Annotated in this window: 15 protein-coding genes; 6 read left to right on the plus strand and 9 right to left on the minus strand. The window is 59.8% G+C overall.

Translation table 11 applies throughout. The annotated features are described in order from the left end of the window. Positions 1-18 precede the first annotated feature (18 nt). The 5 genes from fliI to fliE all read right to left on the minus strand — a co-directional run bounded on the left by fliI (position 19) and on the right by fliE (position 5,407). A complete protein-coding gene (fliI, locus tag GWQ29_RS01365; RefSeq protein WP_005319328.1) occupies positions 19-1,350 on the minus strand; it encodes a flagellar protein export ATPase FliI in 1,332 nt (443 codons plus the stop codon). A 54-nt stretch (positions 1,351-1,404) separates the two neighbouring features. Beyond that, positions 1,405-2,211, minus strand: a complete 807-nt coding sequence (gene fliH / locus GWQ29_RS01370; protein ID WP_021138435.1) for a flagellar assembly protein FliH — start codon at positions 2,209-2,211, stop codon at positions 1,405-1,407. 68 nt (positions 2,212-2,279) lie between these two features. Beyond that, positions 2,280-3,341, minus strand: a complete 1,062-nt coding sequence (gene fliG / locus GWQ29_RS01375; RefSeq protein ID WP_017412370.1) for a flagellar motor switch protein FliG — start codon at positions 3,339-3,341, stop codon at positions 2,280-2,282. Further along, positions 3,334-5,043: a flagellar basal-body MS-ring/collar protein FliF gene (fliF, locus tag GWQ29_RS01380; protein WP_275918583.1), complete on the minus strand. Its 1,710-nt coding sequence runs from the start codon at positions 5,041-5,043 to the stop codon at positions 3,334-3,336. The genes fliG and fliF overlap by 8 nt, the downstream gene beginning before the upstream one ends. 46 nt (positions 5,044-5,089) lie before the next feature. Beyond that, entirely contained in the window at positions 5,090-5,407 is a 318-nt protein-coding gene (gene fliE / locus GWQ29_RS01385) for a flagellar hook-basal body complex protein FliE (protein WP_011898507.1), read from the minus strand. A 157-nt stretch (positions 5,408-5,564) separates the two neighbouring features. Here fliE and GWQ29_RS01390 point away from each other — a divergent pair, with 157 nt between their 5' ends. After that, on the plus strand, positions 5,565-6,473 hold the full coding sequence (locus GWQ29_RS01390; protein ID WP_275918750.1) for an AraC family transcriptional regulator: 909 nt from the start codon (positions 5,565-5,567) through the stop codon (positions 6,471-6,473). A 66-nt stretch (positions 6,474-6,539) separates the two neighbouring features. Continuing rightward, positions 6,540-8,291: an amidohydrolase gene (locus tag GWQ29_RS01395; RefSeq protein ID WP_275918584.1), complete on the plus strand. Its 1,752-nt coding sequence runs from the start codon at positions 6,540-6,542 to the stop codon at positions 8,289-8,291. A gap of 92 nt (positions 8,292-8,383) precedes the next feature. On the opposite strand, the gene GWQ29_RS01400 is transcribed toward GWQ29_RS01395, so the two are convergent. Next, a complete protein-coding gene (locus GWQ29_RS01400) occupies positions 8,384-9,169 on the minus strand; it encodes a hypothetical protein (protein WP_275918585.1) in 786 nt (261 codons plus the stop codon). Between the two features lie 198 nt (positions 9,170-9,367). Further along, complete coding sequence (locus tag GWQ29_RS01405) at positions 9,368-9,736, minus strand: helix-turn-helix domain-containing protein (protein ID WP_059167595.1); 369 nt, start codon at positions 9,734-9,736, stop codon at positions 9,368-9,370. Between the two features lie 251 nt (positions 9,737-9,987). On the opposite strand from GWQ29_RS01405, the gene GWQ29_RS01410 reads away from it, so the two are divergent. The 3 genes from GWQ29_RS01410 to GWQ29_RS01420 are packed head-to-tail and all read left to right on the plus strand — an operon-like array spanning position 9,988 to position 10,984. Then, positions 9,988-10,296, plus strand: coding sequence for a DUF134 domain-containing protein (locus GWQ29_RS01410; RefSeq protein ID WP_234578054.1), 309 nt, complete (start codon positions 9,988-9,990; stop codon positions 10,294-10,296). After that, on the plus strand, positions 10,293-10,817 hold the full coding sequence (locus tag GWQ29_RS01415) for a NifB/NifX family molybdenum-iron cluster-binding protein (RefSeq protein WP_275918586.1): 525 nt from the start codon (positions 10,293-10,295) through the stop codon (positions 10,815-10,817). Before GWQ29_RS01410 ends, GWQ29_RS01415 begins: the two co-directional genes overlap by 4 nt. Next, positions 10,802-10,984, plus strand: a complete 183-nt coding sequence (locus GWQ29_RS01420; protein WP_005319352.1) for a hypothetical protein — start codon at positions 10,802-10,804, stop codon at positions 10,982-10,984. Before GWQ29_RS01415 ends, GWQ29_RS01420 begins: the two co-directional genes overlap by 16 nt. Positions 10,985-11,023: 39 nt before the next feature. Here GWQ29_RS01420 and GWQ29_RS01425 read toward each other — a convergent pair whose 3' ends face one another. Beyond that, positions 11,024-12,160 carry an HD domain-containing phosphohydrolase gene (locus GWQ29_RS01425; protein WP_275918587.1) on the minus strand — a complete coding sequence of 379 codons (1,137 nt, stop codon included), beginning with the start codon at positions 12,158-12,160 and terminating at the stop codon, positions 11,024-11,026. 292 nt (positions 12,161-12,452) lie between these two features. On the opposite strand from GWQ29_RS01425, the gene rimO reads away from it, so the two are divergent. Then, positions 12,453-13,781, plus strand: coding sequence for a 30S ribosomal protein S12 methylthiotransferase RimO (gene rimO, locus GWQ29_RS01430; protein WP_005319357.1), 1,329 nt, complete (start codon positions 12,453-12,455; stop codon positions 13,779-13,781). Between the two features lie 162 nt (positions 13,782-13,943). On the opposite strand, the gene GWQ29_RS01435 is transcribed toward rimO, so the two are convergent. Next, complete coding sequence (locus GWQ29_RS01435) at positions 13,944-14,411, minus strand: GNAT family N-acetyltransferase (protein WP_275918588.1); 468 nt, start codon at positions 14,409-14,411, stop codon at positions 13,944-13,946. Between the last annotated feature and the right edge of the window lie 190 nt (positions 14,412-14,601).

Genomic DNA, 14,601 nt, shown 5'->3' on the forward strand with positions numbered 1-14,601 from the left:
TCCACCCTTACTACATCGTCAACGCATCAGTGGCATGGCCACCAGTTGCAGGGATTGCAGGCCCTCATCATAGTGAATGACCTCGCGCATACCCTGTTGCAAGAACTGGTCCAGATAAGGTTTGTGAACGATGGCACGGTCGATGCGAGGGTCAGACCCCTGGCTGTAAGCGCCTATGGTGATGAGATCCCGGTTCTGCTGATAGAGGGAGTAAAACTGCTTTAGGGTGCGCGCCAAATCCATGTGCTCGGGTGAGGTAACCATGGGCATGACACGACTGATGGATTTTTCGATATCGATGGCCGGATAGTGGCCTGCATCGGCCAGCTCCCGCGACAGGACTATGTGGCCGTCTAGGATGGCCCGCGCCGCATCGGCGATGGGATCTTGCAAGTCATCCCCCTCGGTCAAGACGGTGAAAAACGCCGTAATGGAGCCCTGACCGTCGCTACCGTTGCCCGCTCGCTCCACCAGCGCCGGTAATTTGGCAAAGACCGATGGCGGATAGCCCTTGGTCGCCGGCGGCTCACCCACCGCCAGTGCGATTTCACGCTGGGCCTGGGCATAGCGGGTAAGGGAGTCCATCAGCAGCAGCACATTGAGGCCCTGATCGCGAAAATACTCGGCGATGGCGAGCGCCGTCTCGCACCCCTTGAGGCGCATCAGGGGCGAGGCATCGGCCGGCGCCGCCACTACCACGGAGCGGGCGCGCCCCTCCTCCCCCAATATGTCCTCGATAAACTCTTTCACTTCCCGGCCCCGTTCACCGATGAGGCCCACCACCACCACATCCGCCACCGAGCCGCGTGTCATCATGCCGAGCAACACGGATTTGCCGACGCCGGAGCCGGCAAACAGTCCCATCCGCTGGCCCTGCCCTACCGTCAGCACGGCATTGATGGCGCGCACCCCTACGTCCATCGGCTGATGGATGGGGCGTCGGGAGAGAGGGTTGATACGGTGCTGGGCAAATTGCACCGTCTGGGACGAGAGGATGGGACCAAGCCCGTCCAGCGGCTGGCCTATGCCGTCGATGACCCGCCCGAGCAGGTTCATGCCGACCGGAATGCCGTGCTCTTCGGTCATGGGCACCACACGGGCGCCAGGAATGACCCCCTTGAGCTGTTCGCTTGGCATCAGGAACAGACGGTCGCCAGAAAAGCCCACCACCTCGGCCTCCAACTCGCCATCCTGGGTATCGATTCGACAGAGGGCGCCAATGGCGGCGCGGCAGCCAATGGCCTCCAGCGTGAGTCCCACCACCCGGGTCAATTTACCGGCAACGGGCGGCTTGGGCGCGGTATCGCGGACCCGATACCCTTGCAACCGAGTGAGTAACGAGCCGCTCATCTGGCCTCCTGAGAGAGAAAAAGGTCAACCGGGCCCGCTGGCGCCAGCCCGGTGTCAATTATTCGGCAAGTCCCGAGACGCATTGTCTCGCAAGAAACTGCGCAGCAGCTGATCGATACGCCCCTGCAGGGTCAAATCGACGCTGGAAAGCTCGGTCGCCAGTTGCAGATCACCGGGGGAGAGAGTGGGATCGCTTTGCAACCGCCAGTGACGCTTGGCGCACTCTTCCACCCCAAACGCCTGCTCGACTCGGGCAATGTCATCAGGATGCAGCATCAGGGTGACGCCCTGCTCGGCGGCCGGCAACAAGGCCAGCCCCTGCTTGAGCGCTTCCAGCAGGATACGGGGCGAGGTCTCTGCCTCGTGCCGCATGAGGGTGCGGGCCAGTTGCATCACCAGCGAGATGAGCTGCTGCTCCACCGCCTGATCCAGCTCATGGAGAGGATTGGCAAGGCGGTCAATCAGCGACTGCCAATGGGCCATCTGCTGTTCCACCTGCTCGCGGGCCAGAGCCAGCCCCTCCTCCTTGCCCTGCTCGAGCCCGGCCTGGTGGCCTTGTTGCAAGCCTTCCAGCTTGCCCTCCTCCAGTCCCTTGGCGAATCCGGTGGCCTGACCTTCGGCCATGCCTTCATCCCAGGCGGCCTGGCGGATGGCTTCCAGCTCTTCTGCCGTTATGCTGGGGGTGGGTTCGGGAACCGGTTCTTCCACCGGCACTTCTTCTTCCTGCTGATACCAGTCGGGAGAATAACCCAGTGCATTGGTCTCGACCGCAGCCTCGACTTCCATCTCCGGCCAACCCCATGCCTCGACCCGGGTATCATCCCCGTCAGGGCGAACATAACCACGCAGCTTGTTGTTCATGCTTTAAATGCGCCCCTCGCCACGGTCAGATACGGGCCAACGAAACCGAACACTTGATGGTTCATGGTTTAGAGGAACTCCTCGCCACCACCGGCGCCCAGCATGATCTCGCCAGCATCCGCCAGACGGCGGGCGATGGAGAGGATCTCTTTCTGGGCAGCTTCCACCTCGGAGACCCGGATTGGCCCCATGGCCTCCAGATCGTCCGCCAGCATCTCGGCGGCCCGCTTGGACATGTTCTTGAAAATCTTCTCGCGCATCTGATCGTCCGAGCCCTTGAGCGCCCGTTGCAGCAGCTCGCCCGGCACTTCCCGCAGCATGGTCTGGATGCCGCGGTCGTCCACGTCGATGAGGTTCTCGAACACGAACATCAAATCCTGGATCTGCTGGCTCATCTCTTCGTCCGACTCGCGGATGGAGTCCATCAGCTGGCCTTCGATGTTGGTATCCAGGTAGTTCATGATGTTGGCTGCCGCCTTCAGGCCGCCCATCTTGGCTGCCTGGGCACCCGCCGCACCGGCGAACTGTTTCTCCATGATGTCGTTCAACTCTTGCAACGCCGCCGGTTGCACCTCTTCCAGGTTGGCGATCCGCATCACCAGATCCAGGCGCACCTGCTCCGGGAACTGGCTCAGGATCTCGGCCGACTGCTCAGGCTCCAGATAGGACAATACGATTGTCTGGATCTGCGGGTGTTCGTTCAGGATGATGCTGGCCACCTGGCGTGCATCCATCCACTTGAGGGAGTCGAGGCCGCGGGAGCCCGACCCCAATATGATTTGATCCACCAGGTTGCTGGCTTTGTCTTCGCCAAGGGCCGCCACCAGCGCCTTGCGCACGAAGTCTTCGCTGCCGATGCCGATGTTGGTGTACTTCTGGATATCGTCGATGAATTGACGATGCACCGCCGCCACCCGATCGTGACTGAAGTCAGACATGGAGGCCATCGACATACCGAGTCGCTGTACCTGCTTGGGCTCGAGGTGACGGAAGATCTGGGCGGCATCCTCTTCATTGAGGCTCAGCATCAATACGGCCGCCATCTCCATCCCGCTCATCTGATCCAGGATCAGGCGCTGTCCCTCGGTAATGTCATTCCCGGTGACTTGGGTCTTAATTTCTTCAGGCATCTTTGTTGCTTACCCATTCTTTAATGACCTGTGCGGCCAGATCCGGTTCGTTCGCCACCAGCGCACGTACCGCCTTGAGCAGATCCTCGTCACGGTGCAGATCCGGCAGTTTCAAATGGCCGTCACGTACGCCGAATACCGGCTCGGACTCGGCCTGAGCGGCCAGCAGACTGAGCTCGTCATCCCCACCCAGCACTATGCTGTTGTCCAGATCCAGATCCCCTTCCGGTCGTGCATCCGGGTAAAGCAGACGCTTGAGCATGGGGCGTACCACTGTGACAATCAATACGATAATCACCAGCACTGACGCTGCTATGCGCACCGCACGCCAGAACCAGGGTTGCTCGTAGATGGGCGCGTCGGCCACATTTTCAAGCTCGGGACGGTTGAACGGAATGGCGACCACTTCCAGAGTATCACCGCGGGTCACATCAAAGCCAAGCCCGCCGCTCAACAGACGACGCAGGGTATCGAGTTCGGCCTGGGAACGGGCCTCACGGGTGACGGCGCCATCGGCACCGGCGATGGACTTGTAATCCACGGCTACCGAGACTGTCATGCGGCGAATGCCCCCCATCTGGCGGCGAATATGGCTGACGGTGGTATCCAGTTCGAAGTTGCGGGTTGCTTCCTTGCGGGAACGACCAGAGGAAGAGGCGGCTCCGCCATCCCCGCCTGCGGCTTCCTCGGGAATATTCGATGCAGCGGGTGGCTGATTGGTGAGAGCACCCGGCACACCGCCGTTGCTGCCGCTGGCACTGTTCTCTTCCAGCGTCATCTCGGAACGCACGGCAGGCAGGTCCGGGTTATAGGTCTTGCGGGTCTGCTCCTGCTGGGAGAAGTCGAGGGAGAGGTCAACCTCCGCCGTATAATTGTCGGCGCCCAGTACGGGTATCAGGATGGCGTCAATTTTTTGTTTGTATTCCACTTCCTGCTTCTGCTGCATCGCAAACTCCTTGCGGGTCTGGGCAGAGACAGGATCTTGCGAACCGGAATTGAGCAGGCGACCGTTCTGATCGGTCACAGTGACACGGGTCGGCTCCAGGCCATGTACGGCGGAGGCGACCATGTCGACGATGGAATCCACTTCCCCCTGACCAAGGGCATTGCCCTTGAGGCTCAGCACCACGGTCGCACTGGGTTTGCGCTCGTTGCGGGCGAACACGTTGTCCTTGGGAATGGCCAGCAGCACCTGGGCCTTGGCCACGTTCTGGAACTGCTCGATGGCGCTCGCCAGCTGGCGCTCGCGGCTTAACTTGAGGCGCTCCGTCTCCATGCGCTGGCTGACGCCAAAGCTGGAGTCCTTGAGCAGGATGGACTCGCCATCGTTGCTGGCATCGGTATTGGTGGCAAGGCCGGCGCGGGTCAGGCGCAGGCGGATATCGGCATATCTTTCGGCGCTGACCAGCACGCTCTTGCCATCCACCTCATAGGGGATCTTCTGGGCGTCAAGGTAGTCCAGGGTCTTGACCAGCTCCTGGGTGCTGTAGGTGCCAAGGGGACGCATGTCCGGCTCCTTGCCCCACAACAGGATGAAAACGGCGATCGCCAGACAGATGGCCAGCCCCAGGATCAGGGTAATTTGCCGCAGCACATCCGTGTTGGACAGGAAGCCGAGAGCTGAACTCTTTTGCTCGTTCTCATCGAGGGCAGCGGAGCTCTCCTCGTTGATCAGCAGTTCGCCATTTTGGTCAGTAGCCACGATTTATGTCCTTATTGCTGACATGTGCATGATATTCAGTAATCTCTTATACCGGCATGTTCATGATGGTCTTGTAGGCATCGACCATCTTGTTGCGCACCTGCACCGTTGCCTCGAAGGCGATAGAGGATTTCTGGCCGGCGATCATCACATCGGACAGATCAACGGACTTGTCGCCCATATCGAAACGGGTGCGCAGATCATTGGCGGCGCCTTGCAGTTCGTTGACGTTGCCGAGCGCCTGCTGCAGCAACTGACCAAAGTCAGAGGTGACCTGACGACCGGGCTGAGTCAGCGGCGTGGCGCCAGCTTCAACCTTGAGAGCCTGCATCTCTTGCATCAGGCTGCTTGCACTAATTTCCATATCTCATCCCCAGACAAATCATTGACGCTGGCATCCAATAAGCAATTAGAGTGCCAATACGTTAGGAGTGGCGTGAGGATACGTGGCCAGACCAGAGCAGGCGGATTCGACAAGGACTGATGGCTCTGATTAAATCCGGTGTTGACGCCCACTTTTGATGGTTGGCAAGGAGTCATCTCTGGATTATCGCAAACCTGTGTTCAAGGCGATGGACTACATAAGCCAGCATCTGGATGACAATCCCAGTCTGGATGAGGTCGCGACGGCGGCCGCCATCTCCACCTTTCACTTTCACCGCATTTTCAAGACGATGGTCGGAGAGACTATCGCCGGCTTTACCCGGCGCCTGCGCATGGAACGTGCGGCCCGTCGCTTGCTGGCCGCACCGCAGAGCGATATCACCACCCTTGCGATCGCAGCCGGGTTCTCCAGCTCCCAGAATTTCGCCAAAGCCTTTCGCCTGCACTTCGCCATGAGCCCCTCGGAATACCGCCAGCAACAAGGGGGAAACTGGAAAAGCAAGATTGGAAACGATCCCCTTCCCTTTGAAACCTATGATGGCCTGGTCATGCACCCGGTCACTGAACACCAGGGTCTGCTGCAGGGGGCGAACATCAAGCAGATGCCCGCCCGGCGCGTTGCATATATGCGCCGAATGGGGCCCTATGGCAAGGAGACCTGCGAGCAAGCCCATCGGGATTTACTCGCACTGTTCGTGTCAGACGAGGCGATGACACCGGCAGGCACTTTGAGTCTCTATTGGGATATTCCTGACATCACCGATGAGACGCGCTGCCGTACTGACGTCTGCATTGAGCTGGATCCCGAGATCCACGCAGGGCGCCAGTTAACCACCCAGACCATCGCCGCTGGCCCCTATGCGGTATGCCAGTTTATCGCTCGCGGCGATCAGCTGGTCACCACTTGGGAGATGGCGTTTGGCTGGCTGGTGAGCAAAGGGCTGAGCTGCGACGACCGTCCGTGTTACGAGCAATACCACGCGGGCACTGACCCCGACCGGGATCATTACGTGTTTGATATCTGTATCCCGCTTATCAACCCATAAGCCGATACCCCATTTCCATTCACCCTCTTCGGTGCCTTCGAGCGCCGAAGCGACGGAGTCATGCCCATGAATGTCAAAACGCTGTTTCTTGCCAGCCTGCTGGTGAGCCTTCCGATGGCAGCCAATGCCCAGTCACAGAGCCAGACCCTGATCTTTGGCGGCACCATCTACAGCGGCGATCCGGCGAACCCTCACCCGGAGGCGGTCGGTATTGAAGGTAAAAAGATCGTGGCGGTCGGCAGTTACCAGGAGGTCAGTGCCCGGCTCGGCAGCCATGCCAACCAGATTGATCTGAAAGGAAAGTATCTGATGCCGGGGCTCATCGACAGTCATGTGCATGCGGCCTTTGCCGGATTTCAGGCCATGACGGTGAACTTTCCCGATGCCATGAGTCAGGTTAAGCAACTACAACAATTTCTGACCAGCAGCCAGGATGACCCCCGTCTGACACTCGGTGACGTGCAGCTATACAGCAATGTCTCGCTCGATTACTGGCATCAGTTACCCCTGCTCGATCAGGTGTTCAATGGCCCGCAATACCGGCAAATCCCCGTAGTGTTGGCCGGATCGGATGCCCACACAGGTTGGGCCAATCAGGCCATGCTGCGCAAGGCAGGCATTGATGGCGAGTCCCTTGCCGGTCGCTATGCCCCATTGAAAGGCAATTTTGGCCTCACCCCATCCGGCAAGCTGAATGGCTTTGCCTCGGAAGGTGGCTGGGATGCCATCCTCAAGGCGCTGCCACCCGTCAGCGACGAGACGATTGCCAATGCCATCATGACTGCTGCCAAGCAACTTAATCAGGTGGGCATTACCGCCTGGATGGACCCTATCAGCAATATTCGCCCCCTCGCGCCCATCTTCAACGCCGAGCCGGATCGCCGTGACACCGGCCTGTTGCCGGCATACAGCATGCTATCCCGGGAAGGCAAGCTGACCGGGCATGTATCCGCGCTGGCACTGGTGGGGATCCACGCATCGCCCGCCATCATTGATGACGTCCTGGCGCTCCAGCGGCAGTTCCAAGATGCCCCGGATGTCAAACTGGTGGGGATCAAGATCCTGCAAGATGGAGTCATCGAGTTTCCATCCCAGACCGCCAAGTTGAGCGAGCCCTATCTCAACCGCCCCGGTTACAGCGGCAGAGACGATCTGGACAAGCAGCGCTTCAACGAGCTGATCCGCACGGCGGATGCCCATCAACTGATCGCTCATTTCCACGCCATCGGCGATCGCGCCGTCCGTGAATCCCTCGATGCCATCGCCTATGCTCGGGCCCACAATGAAGATCGCCGCCTGCTGCACAGCATCACCCACCTGGAAGTGGTGAGCCCGGCCAGCATTGCCCGTTTCAAACCACTCAATGTGGCTGCCTCAATGCAACTGCTATGGGCCGGGAAAAACGTGGCGACCACCATGCTGCTGGAGGGGAAAGTGCCCCCTGCCCTGCTGTCCCGTCTCTATCCGGCAGGCAGCCTGCTGCAAAGCGGCGCCATTCTCGCCGGTGCCAGTGACTGGCCGGTATCCAGCCCCAACCCCTTCCTTGCGATATATACCGCGATCACCCGCCAGGGCGAACTTGGCTTGCTGCCCCCTGCCAGCGAGCAGATCAGCCGCCAGGCTATCTTGCAGGCTTACACGCTCAACGCCGCCAAGGTGATTGGACAGGAGAAACAGACAGGATCAATCAGCGTAGGCAAGAGTGCTGATCTGGTATTGCTGGATCGCAATCTGGAGCAGGTTGCGAGCGAGCAGATCAAGGATACCAAGGTGCTGTGGACCATGTTCAAAGGCAAACGGGTCTATCAGGCCCTCTAATCCAGAGAGCGGAAAAAGGCCCACTATGCGGGCCTTCATGAATAGGTCATGGCAAAACCATTACCTGCTGTGACCAGCTGATAACGACTCGATTATCGGCTTTTTTCAGTCAGATCCTTGTCCACCCAGTACTTGGATCCCGAGATGCTGGCATCGAGCAGCAGCCCCGTCTCGCCGATCTGATAGATGGCCATGCCGCCATTGTACTTGGCGGTGAGCCCGGCGCTCTCCTTGCCCGCTACCGCCCCCACCTCAGAGGTCGCCTCCCAGCCCTTGGTCACGAAGGCATCGAACCTGGCCTTGTCTTCAAACAGGATCACCTGCTGGTAGAACTTGCCGCCAAGGCCGGCCGAGAGGCCAGCGCCCAGCATTTTCATGTAGGTGTGCTGGCCGCTGCCGCGATTGATCGCCACCCCTGCCCCCTGATTGGTTTGCAACATCAGGGAGAACTTGCGTGAATCGAACACCGCATAGCCATACGCCCGGTCAAACAACAACTTGGCAGAGGGTTGTTCGTTGAACAGTCGCACCAGCGCGGTATCGGCCATGGTATCGAGGGCAAGCCGCGCCTCGTCGGCCGTCTTGGGCTCACGCATCTCGTCGAGCTTCTTGTCGGCGACCACCAGCCACTCCTTGCCGGTTGCTATGCTCTTGTCGGTCCAGGCCCCGGCGGTATTGAACGCCTCCGAGCCCCACTGGGAGACGGACGCCCAGGTCGCCTTGGAGAAATCGGTCACGCTCCGCCACGCCTCCTTGCTGGTGTCGCTCACAGCCGTGCCGAGGTCGGCGGCGGCCTCCTTTACCTTGGCCCAATCGGCCAGGATGGGGGTCGAGGCCAGCGCCAATGTCGTTGCCAATACCAGGAATCGAATCTTCATGGGTTCTCCACCATCTGTGATGAGCTGACCCTCACAGTAGCAGAATAAGGGACCGCCGGATAAGTGTGAGGCCCACAACACCAGTCAGTGGATGACGCACGGCCTGACCTCATATGAACACCTGAGCACCCAATCCGGTATCCGAGATGCCCGGCAAGCCTGGTTGAAAGGGTCAGTTACCCCATGACGGCGCTGGCGTTATTCCTTGTCGCAGCAGGCGTTGGCAGGCAGAACATGAGGGGAACAACTGGACTCGGCACGCATCATGCCGCATGCCTCGGGGTGACCGGCGCAGCACTCCTCCGTGAGGTAGCCTATCAATGCCAGCATGAGAGGGATGTTGGCGCGATAACGCAGGAAGCGACCCTCTTGCTCCACCGACAGCAAGCCGGCGTGCAACATGGCCTTGAGGTGAAATGACAGCGTGTTGGGGGCGATATCGAGACTGCTGGAAAGCTCCCCGGCCACCCGTCCCTCCAGACCCGCTTTCACCAGCAGACGCCAGACATCGAGCCGAATGCCGGAGGAGAGGGATTCAAACACCTTGGTGGCTATCGCCTTGTTCATGTCATTCACCTTGAATTTTCATCAATAACTCATTATTTCAGCAAGATACGTACGATTAACATACGTGAGACAAGCAGCTCGTCCCTCCCGGGAACGAGCACTAATCGTTGCACAGCCAGACCCAACCATCTTGCGACCAGCGCACTGTAACAGGGCCTTCATCCCTGATATGCAATGAAAACACATGTTTTATTCATTTGCATACCCTGATTGTCCGGCGTATAAATGGCATATGCCAAATAGGAGTGCTTATGCCCAGACCCAAGATTGCCCGCCAGATCTGTGGCCGCCCCGCCAACAGCTGCTTCAAGCCCAATGGCCGCCCCATGCACCAGTTGGAACAGGTCGCCCTCGCTGCCGACGAATTCGAGGCACTGCGCCTGGTGGACCTGGAAGGCATGCAGCAACAGGAGGCCGCCGTCGTGATGGGGGTATCCCGTCAGACCCTGGCCAACATCCTTAAAAAAGCCCGCTACAAGGTGGTGGACTGTCTGAGCCAGGGCAAAGCCTTGATGATGCAGGCGAGCGAGCCCGACACCAGTGGAGACATATCCCTATGAATACAGAACATGGCCTGATGATGGCGCCAGCAGCCAACCGCGCCGTCATGCTGACCCGGGGCCAGCTGGCCAGTCACTTTACCCGCGCCGAACAGCTGCAAATAGTCAGCCCCGAGGGCACTGTGCTCGCCACCCTGCCCAACCCGGCAGCCGGTGAGGGTTGTGGCGGCAAACAGGCGCTGCTGGTCACCCTCAAGGCTCATCAAGTCAACCAGGTAGTAGTACGCAATATCGGTGAGCGAATGCTGGGACGCTTGTTGACCGGCGGCATGCAGGTGGTGCAGTGTCGCTCGGCGCGACTGCCGTGGCCGGCACTGCTGGCTGAGGGCAATTTGCAACCTCTGACCGAGCCAAGCCAGGGCCGCAGGTCACAGCGCCAGGCTGGCAAACCCGTCATCCACGCCATCAGACGCGATGGCCATGACGGCGCTGAGCGTCCCCCTTGTCAGGGAGACTGCGACGGCGAAGGGAACGCAGGGTGCCACAACACCAAGGAGGCAAACTCATGTCACTGCTGCTGATCACCATACTGGCCGCCTTTGTGCTGATCGTCGCCATGGGCTCCCTGCTCTGGTGGCGCCAGTACAGGCTGGCGCAAAAGCGCGCGGATAAAGCGGTGCGCCCCTGTGGCTGCGCGAGCACCTGCACCGATCACCTCTACCAGATAAGCGAACCAGGGCCCAAGTAGAAAGGTGAGAACCGGCAATACTGGGGAAAATTGCTGACATCAGTGGCTTGAACCGCGGCTAGGTCTCGAAAGATCGCTGCCGACCTGGCTGGTGGCGGGCTCCTGATACTGCTGATGTATGGTGCGAAACGCCTCCTTGTTGCGAAGCGCGGCTTCCACGCAGACGGGGTCAAACTGGCTGCCGGCATGCTCCTCCAGATAGGCAAACGCCCTGTCAAACGGCCAAGCCTGCTTGTAGGGACGCTCGCTGGTAAGGGCATCGAACACGTCTGCCACCGCAACGATACGCGCCGCCAGCGGAATAGCCTCCCCCGCCAGCCCCTGCGGGTAACCGGTGCCGTCAAAACGCTCATGATGGCAGGCGATGATGTTTTTCAACATGTCGGTGTGATGAATGCCATCGAGGCCAAATTCACTGATCATCAGGGCAATCATCTCCCGCCCCTTGCCGGGGTGGATCTTCATGATCTCGAACTCCTCCGGTGTCAGCTTGCCCGGCTTGAGCAAGATGGCATCGGGCACCGCAATCTTGCCGATGTCGTGCAGCTCGGAAAAGAGGTAGATAAACTCCACCTCCTCGTCGCTCAGCGAATGGCGCGTCGCCACAGAGCGGGCGATCAGCCGGGAGTAGGCCGACATCCGGCGCAGGTGGTTGGCGGTCTCCTCATCCCGATAACGGCTGAACTCCCGCGCCGTGGTGAGGGCGCCACTCAGGGTCTGAATGGAGAAAAACTCAACGGCTATGATGGCTGCCAGCATCTGGGCATAGGTCGCCAGCTCGGTGCGAATGGGTGCATCGAAATAACCGGGCTCCCTGGCATCGCAAAACAGAAAACCGAACAGCTTGCTGTTGAACAGCAGCGGCTCCGTGTAGCTGGAGGCATACCCCGCCGCCAGCAGCTTGCGGCTGTGCTCCGAGCTCGACCCCAGCAGGGAGTCCAGGCTGTCTAGCACCCTGGGCTGTTTGTGTTCCGCCAGATAGCGCAGGGAGGGCACCTCGCTCAGTTTGACCTCGTACTGCACCAGAGGAGAGCTCCCCTCAGAGCTGTGGGCAAAGGTCTTGAGCCTGTCCGTATGCGGGTCATAGATAGCGATGGCCACCCGGCTCAACTTGTCAAAGCGCTGCCTGAGCGTGGCATGCACATGCTGCATTCTCTCGCCAAATGAGCTTTCCATCCCGTCCTCCCTGCTGGTGTGCCTGTTGGGAGTATAGTGACGCCCATCAGCAGCCCCCATCTCGTTAACTGAAAACTCAACAAGATGTGAGCGGGTCGACGATTCGGCTGACCCCGTCGAGACGCACCCAAAAGGGGTAGCCTGGCTGGCGCAGTACTTGGGTGCTGTGTAGGGGAATCGGCCTCCGCCAGAGATATTGTTCCGTTCTACCGTGCTGGCTGTATAGTTTTTGGTTAGCCATTCCGGTAAAATCCGCGCCCTTATAAGAGAGCCACCTAAGAGTGATTGAGCGATGTCCAACACAAAACAGGCCCCCAAAGTAGGATTCGTCTCCTTGGGTTGCCCCAAAAACCTGGTCGATTCCGAGCGCATCCTGACCCAGCTGCGTACCGAAGGGTACGATGTGGTGCCCAGCTATGACGATGCGGAGCTGGTGGTGGTCAACACCTGCGGCTTTATCGACAGCGCGGTGCAAGAGTCGCTGGAAGCGATCGGCGAGGCCCTGGCCGAAAACGGCAAGGTGATCGTCACCGGCTGCCTCGGCGCCAAAGAGAACCAGATCCGCGAGATCCACCCCAAGGTGCTCGAGATCACCGGCCCCCACGCCTATGAAGAGGTGCTGGGCCACGTCCACAAATACGTGGCGAAGCCGACCCACAACCCCTTCACCAGCCTGGTGCCGGCCCACGGCGTCAAGCTGACCCCCCGTCACTACGCCTACCTCAAGATCTCCGAAGGCTGCAACCACCGTTGCACCTTCTGCATCATCCCCTCCATGCGCGGGGATCTGGTGAGCCGTCCCATCGGCGAGGTACTGGCCGAGGCCAAGCGCCTGAAAGAAGCCGGCGTCAAAGAGATACTGGTGATCTCCCAGGACACCTCCGCCTATGGCGTCGATGTGAAGCACCGCACCGGTTTCTACGACGGTATGCCGGTCAAGACCAGCATGGTCGCCCTGTGCGAAGAGCTGGCCAAGCTCGACATCTGGGTACGCCTGCACTACGTCTACCCCTACCCGCACGTGGATGACGTCATCCCGCTGATGCGCGATGGCAAGGTGCTGCCCTACCTCGACATACCGCTGCAACACGCCAGCCCGCGCATCCTCAAATTGATGAAGCGCCCGGGTACCGTCGAGCGCACCCTGGAGCGCATCCAGAAGTGGCGCGAGATCTGCCCCGAGATCACCCTGCGCTCCACCTTCATCGTCGGCTTCCCCGGCGAGACCGAAGAAGAGTTCCAGATGCTGCTGGACTTCATCGACAAGGCGGAGCTGGACAGGGTCGGCTGCTTCAAATACAGCCCGGTCGAAGGCGCCAAGGCCAACGAGCTGCCGGATCCGGTACCGGAAGACGTTCAGGAAGAGCGCTTCCAGCGCTTCATGGAGCTGCAGCAGCAGGTCTCCATCCGCAAGCTGGCTCGCAAGGTCGGCAAAGAGATGACAGTGCTGATCGACGAGGTGGACGAAGAGGGTGCCACCGGCCGCTCCTTCGCCGATGCCCCCGAGATCGACGGCTTGGTCTACCTGAACGGTGAAACCGATCTGAAGCCCGGCGATCTGGTCAAGGTCCGCATCGATGAAGCGGACGAATACGACCTGTGGGCCAGCCTGATAGGCTAAGCCAGCAGTCCATGACGGCACCTGCCCGGCAGGCGCCAATAAAAAAGCCAGTCAGTGACCCTGACTGGCTTTTTTTATTGATCGCACAAAATGGTTATGCGCGCTGAAGCGGGGAGCAAGCTGCTGTGCCAGGCGTCACCAGATCAGCGCTTCTGACGAGGATTAGATGCCGGTATCCGCCACCATCACCAGAACATGAACGCCTTTATCATTGACCTCCTCAAGGGCCTTGAAACCATGGCGGCAATAAACGCCACCGCTCAGGTTCTCGGTTTGCAAGTACAGCTTGCTGATCCCCGCCCTGCGAGCACGGCTGAGGATCTCTGTTACCAGCAAGGAGGCGACACCCTGCCCGCGCGCTTTTTCAACGACATATACCCCACCCAACCAATATTCGTACTCGGGAAACATCGCCATTTCACGGATCTTGAGCTCCGCAGACCCCACCCATTCACCGGCCTGGCGGGCCAGTACCATCAGCGGAGCCCGGTCAACCTGGGTGGCCGCCATGACCTTGGCCAGCACCTGCTCTTGAGTAAAGCGACCACTGTCGCGGCACCATTCGTCAAAATACCATGAGGCAACCACGCCTGCGGCAGATGGCGCATCCGCCAGTAACAACAACTCCATAAAGCCTCTTTTGCGTATAACCCATGACCTGCAGGGAGGAATGAACACGGCGAGGCGAAGCCCCGGGTAGCGCCGACAGGCGGCGCCCTGGCCGCTGGCAGCGCGTCCCCATGGACCCGCTTGCTCCAGACCAGGTTATCGAATGGATATCATAACCAGCCTGAGAGTGGAAGGCGCCTATGGCTGGAAA

The sequence above is a fragment of the Aeromonas sp. 2HA2 genome (assembly GCF_029237345.1).
GTDB classification, from domain to species: Bacteria; Pseudomonadota; Gammaproteobacteria; order Enterobacterales; family Aeromonadaceae; genus Aeromonas; species Aeromonas salmonicida.

Coding starts and splice junctions, on each gene's coding strand:
- fliE (WP_011898507.1), bottom strand. CDS start 5,407: ATGGAAATTAGTGCAAGCAGCCTGATGCAAGAGATGCAGGCTCTCAAG.
- rimO (WP_005319357.1), top strand. CDS start 12,453: ATGTCCAACACAAAACAGGCCCCCAAAGTAGGATTCGTCTCCTTGGGT.
- GWQ29_RS01415 (WP_275918586.1), top strand. CDS start 10,293: ATGAATACAGAACATGGCCTGATGATGGCGCCAGCAGCCAACCGCGCC.
- fliG (WP_017412370.1), bottom strand. CDS start 3,341: ATGCCTGAAGAAATTAAGACCCAAGTCACCGGGAATGACATTACCGAG.
- fliH (WP_021138435.1), bottom strand. CDS start 2,211: ATGAACAACAAGCTGCGTGGTTATGTTCGCCCTGACGGGGATGATACC.
- fliI (WP_005319328.1), bottom strand. CDS start 1,350: ATGAGCGGCTCGTTACTCACTCGGTTGCAAGGGTATCGGGTCCGCGAT.
- GWQ29_RS01435 (WP_275918588.1), bottom strand. CDS start 14,411: ATGGAGTTGTTGTTACTGGCGGATGCGCCATCTGCCGCAGGCGTGGTT.
- GWQ29_RS01405 (WP_059167595.1), bottom strand. CDS start 9,736: ATGAACAAGGCGATAGCCACCAAGGTGTTTGAATCCCTCTCCTCCGGC.
- GWQ29_RS01420 (WP_005319352.1), top strand. CDS start 10,802: ATGTCACTGCTGCTGATCACCATACTGGCCGCCTTTGTGCTGATCGTC.
- GWQ29_RS01410 (WP_234578054.1), top strand. CDS start 9,988: ATGCCCAGACCCAAGATTGCCCGCCAGATCTGTGGCCGCCCCGCCAAC.
- GWQ29_RS01390 (WP_275918750.1), top strand. CDS start 5,565: ATGGTTGGCAAGGAGTCATCTCTGGATTATCGCAAACCTGTGTTCAAG.
- GWQ29_RS01395 (WP_275918584.1), top strand. CDS start 6,540: ATGAATGTCAAAACGCTGTTTCTTGCCAGCCTGCTGGTGAGCCTTCCG.
- GWQ29_RS01400 (WP_275918585.1), bottom strand. CDS start 9,169: ATGAAGATTCGATTCCTGGTATTGGCAACGACATTGGCGCTGGCCTCG.
- GWQ29_RS01425 (WP_275918587.1), bottom strand. CDS start 12,160: ATGGAAAGCTCATTTGGCGAGAGAATGCAGCATGTGCATGCCACGCTC.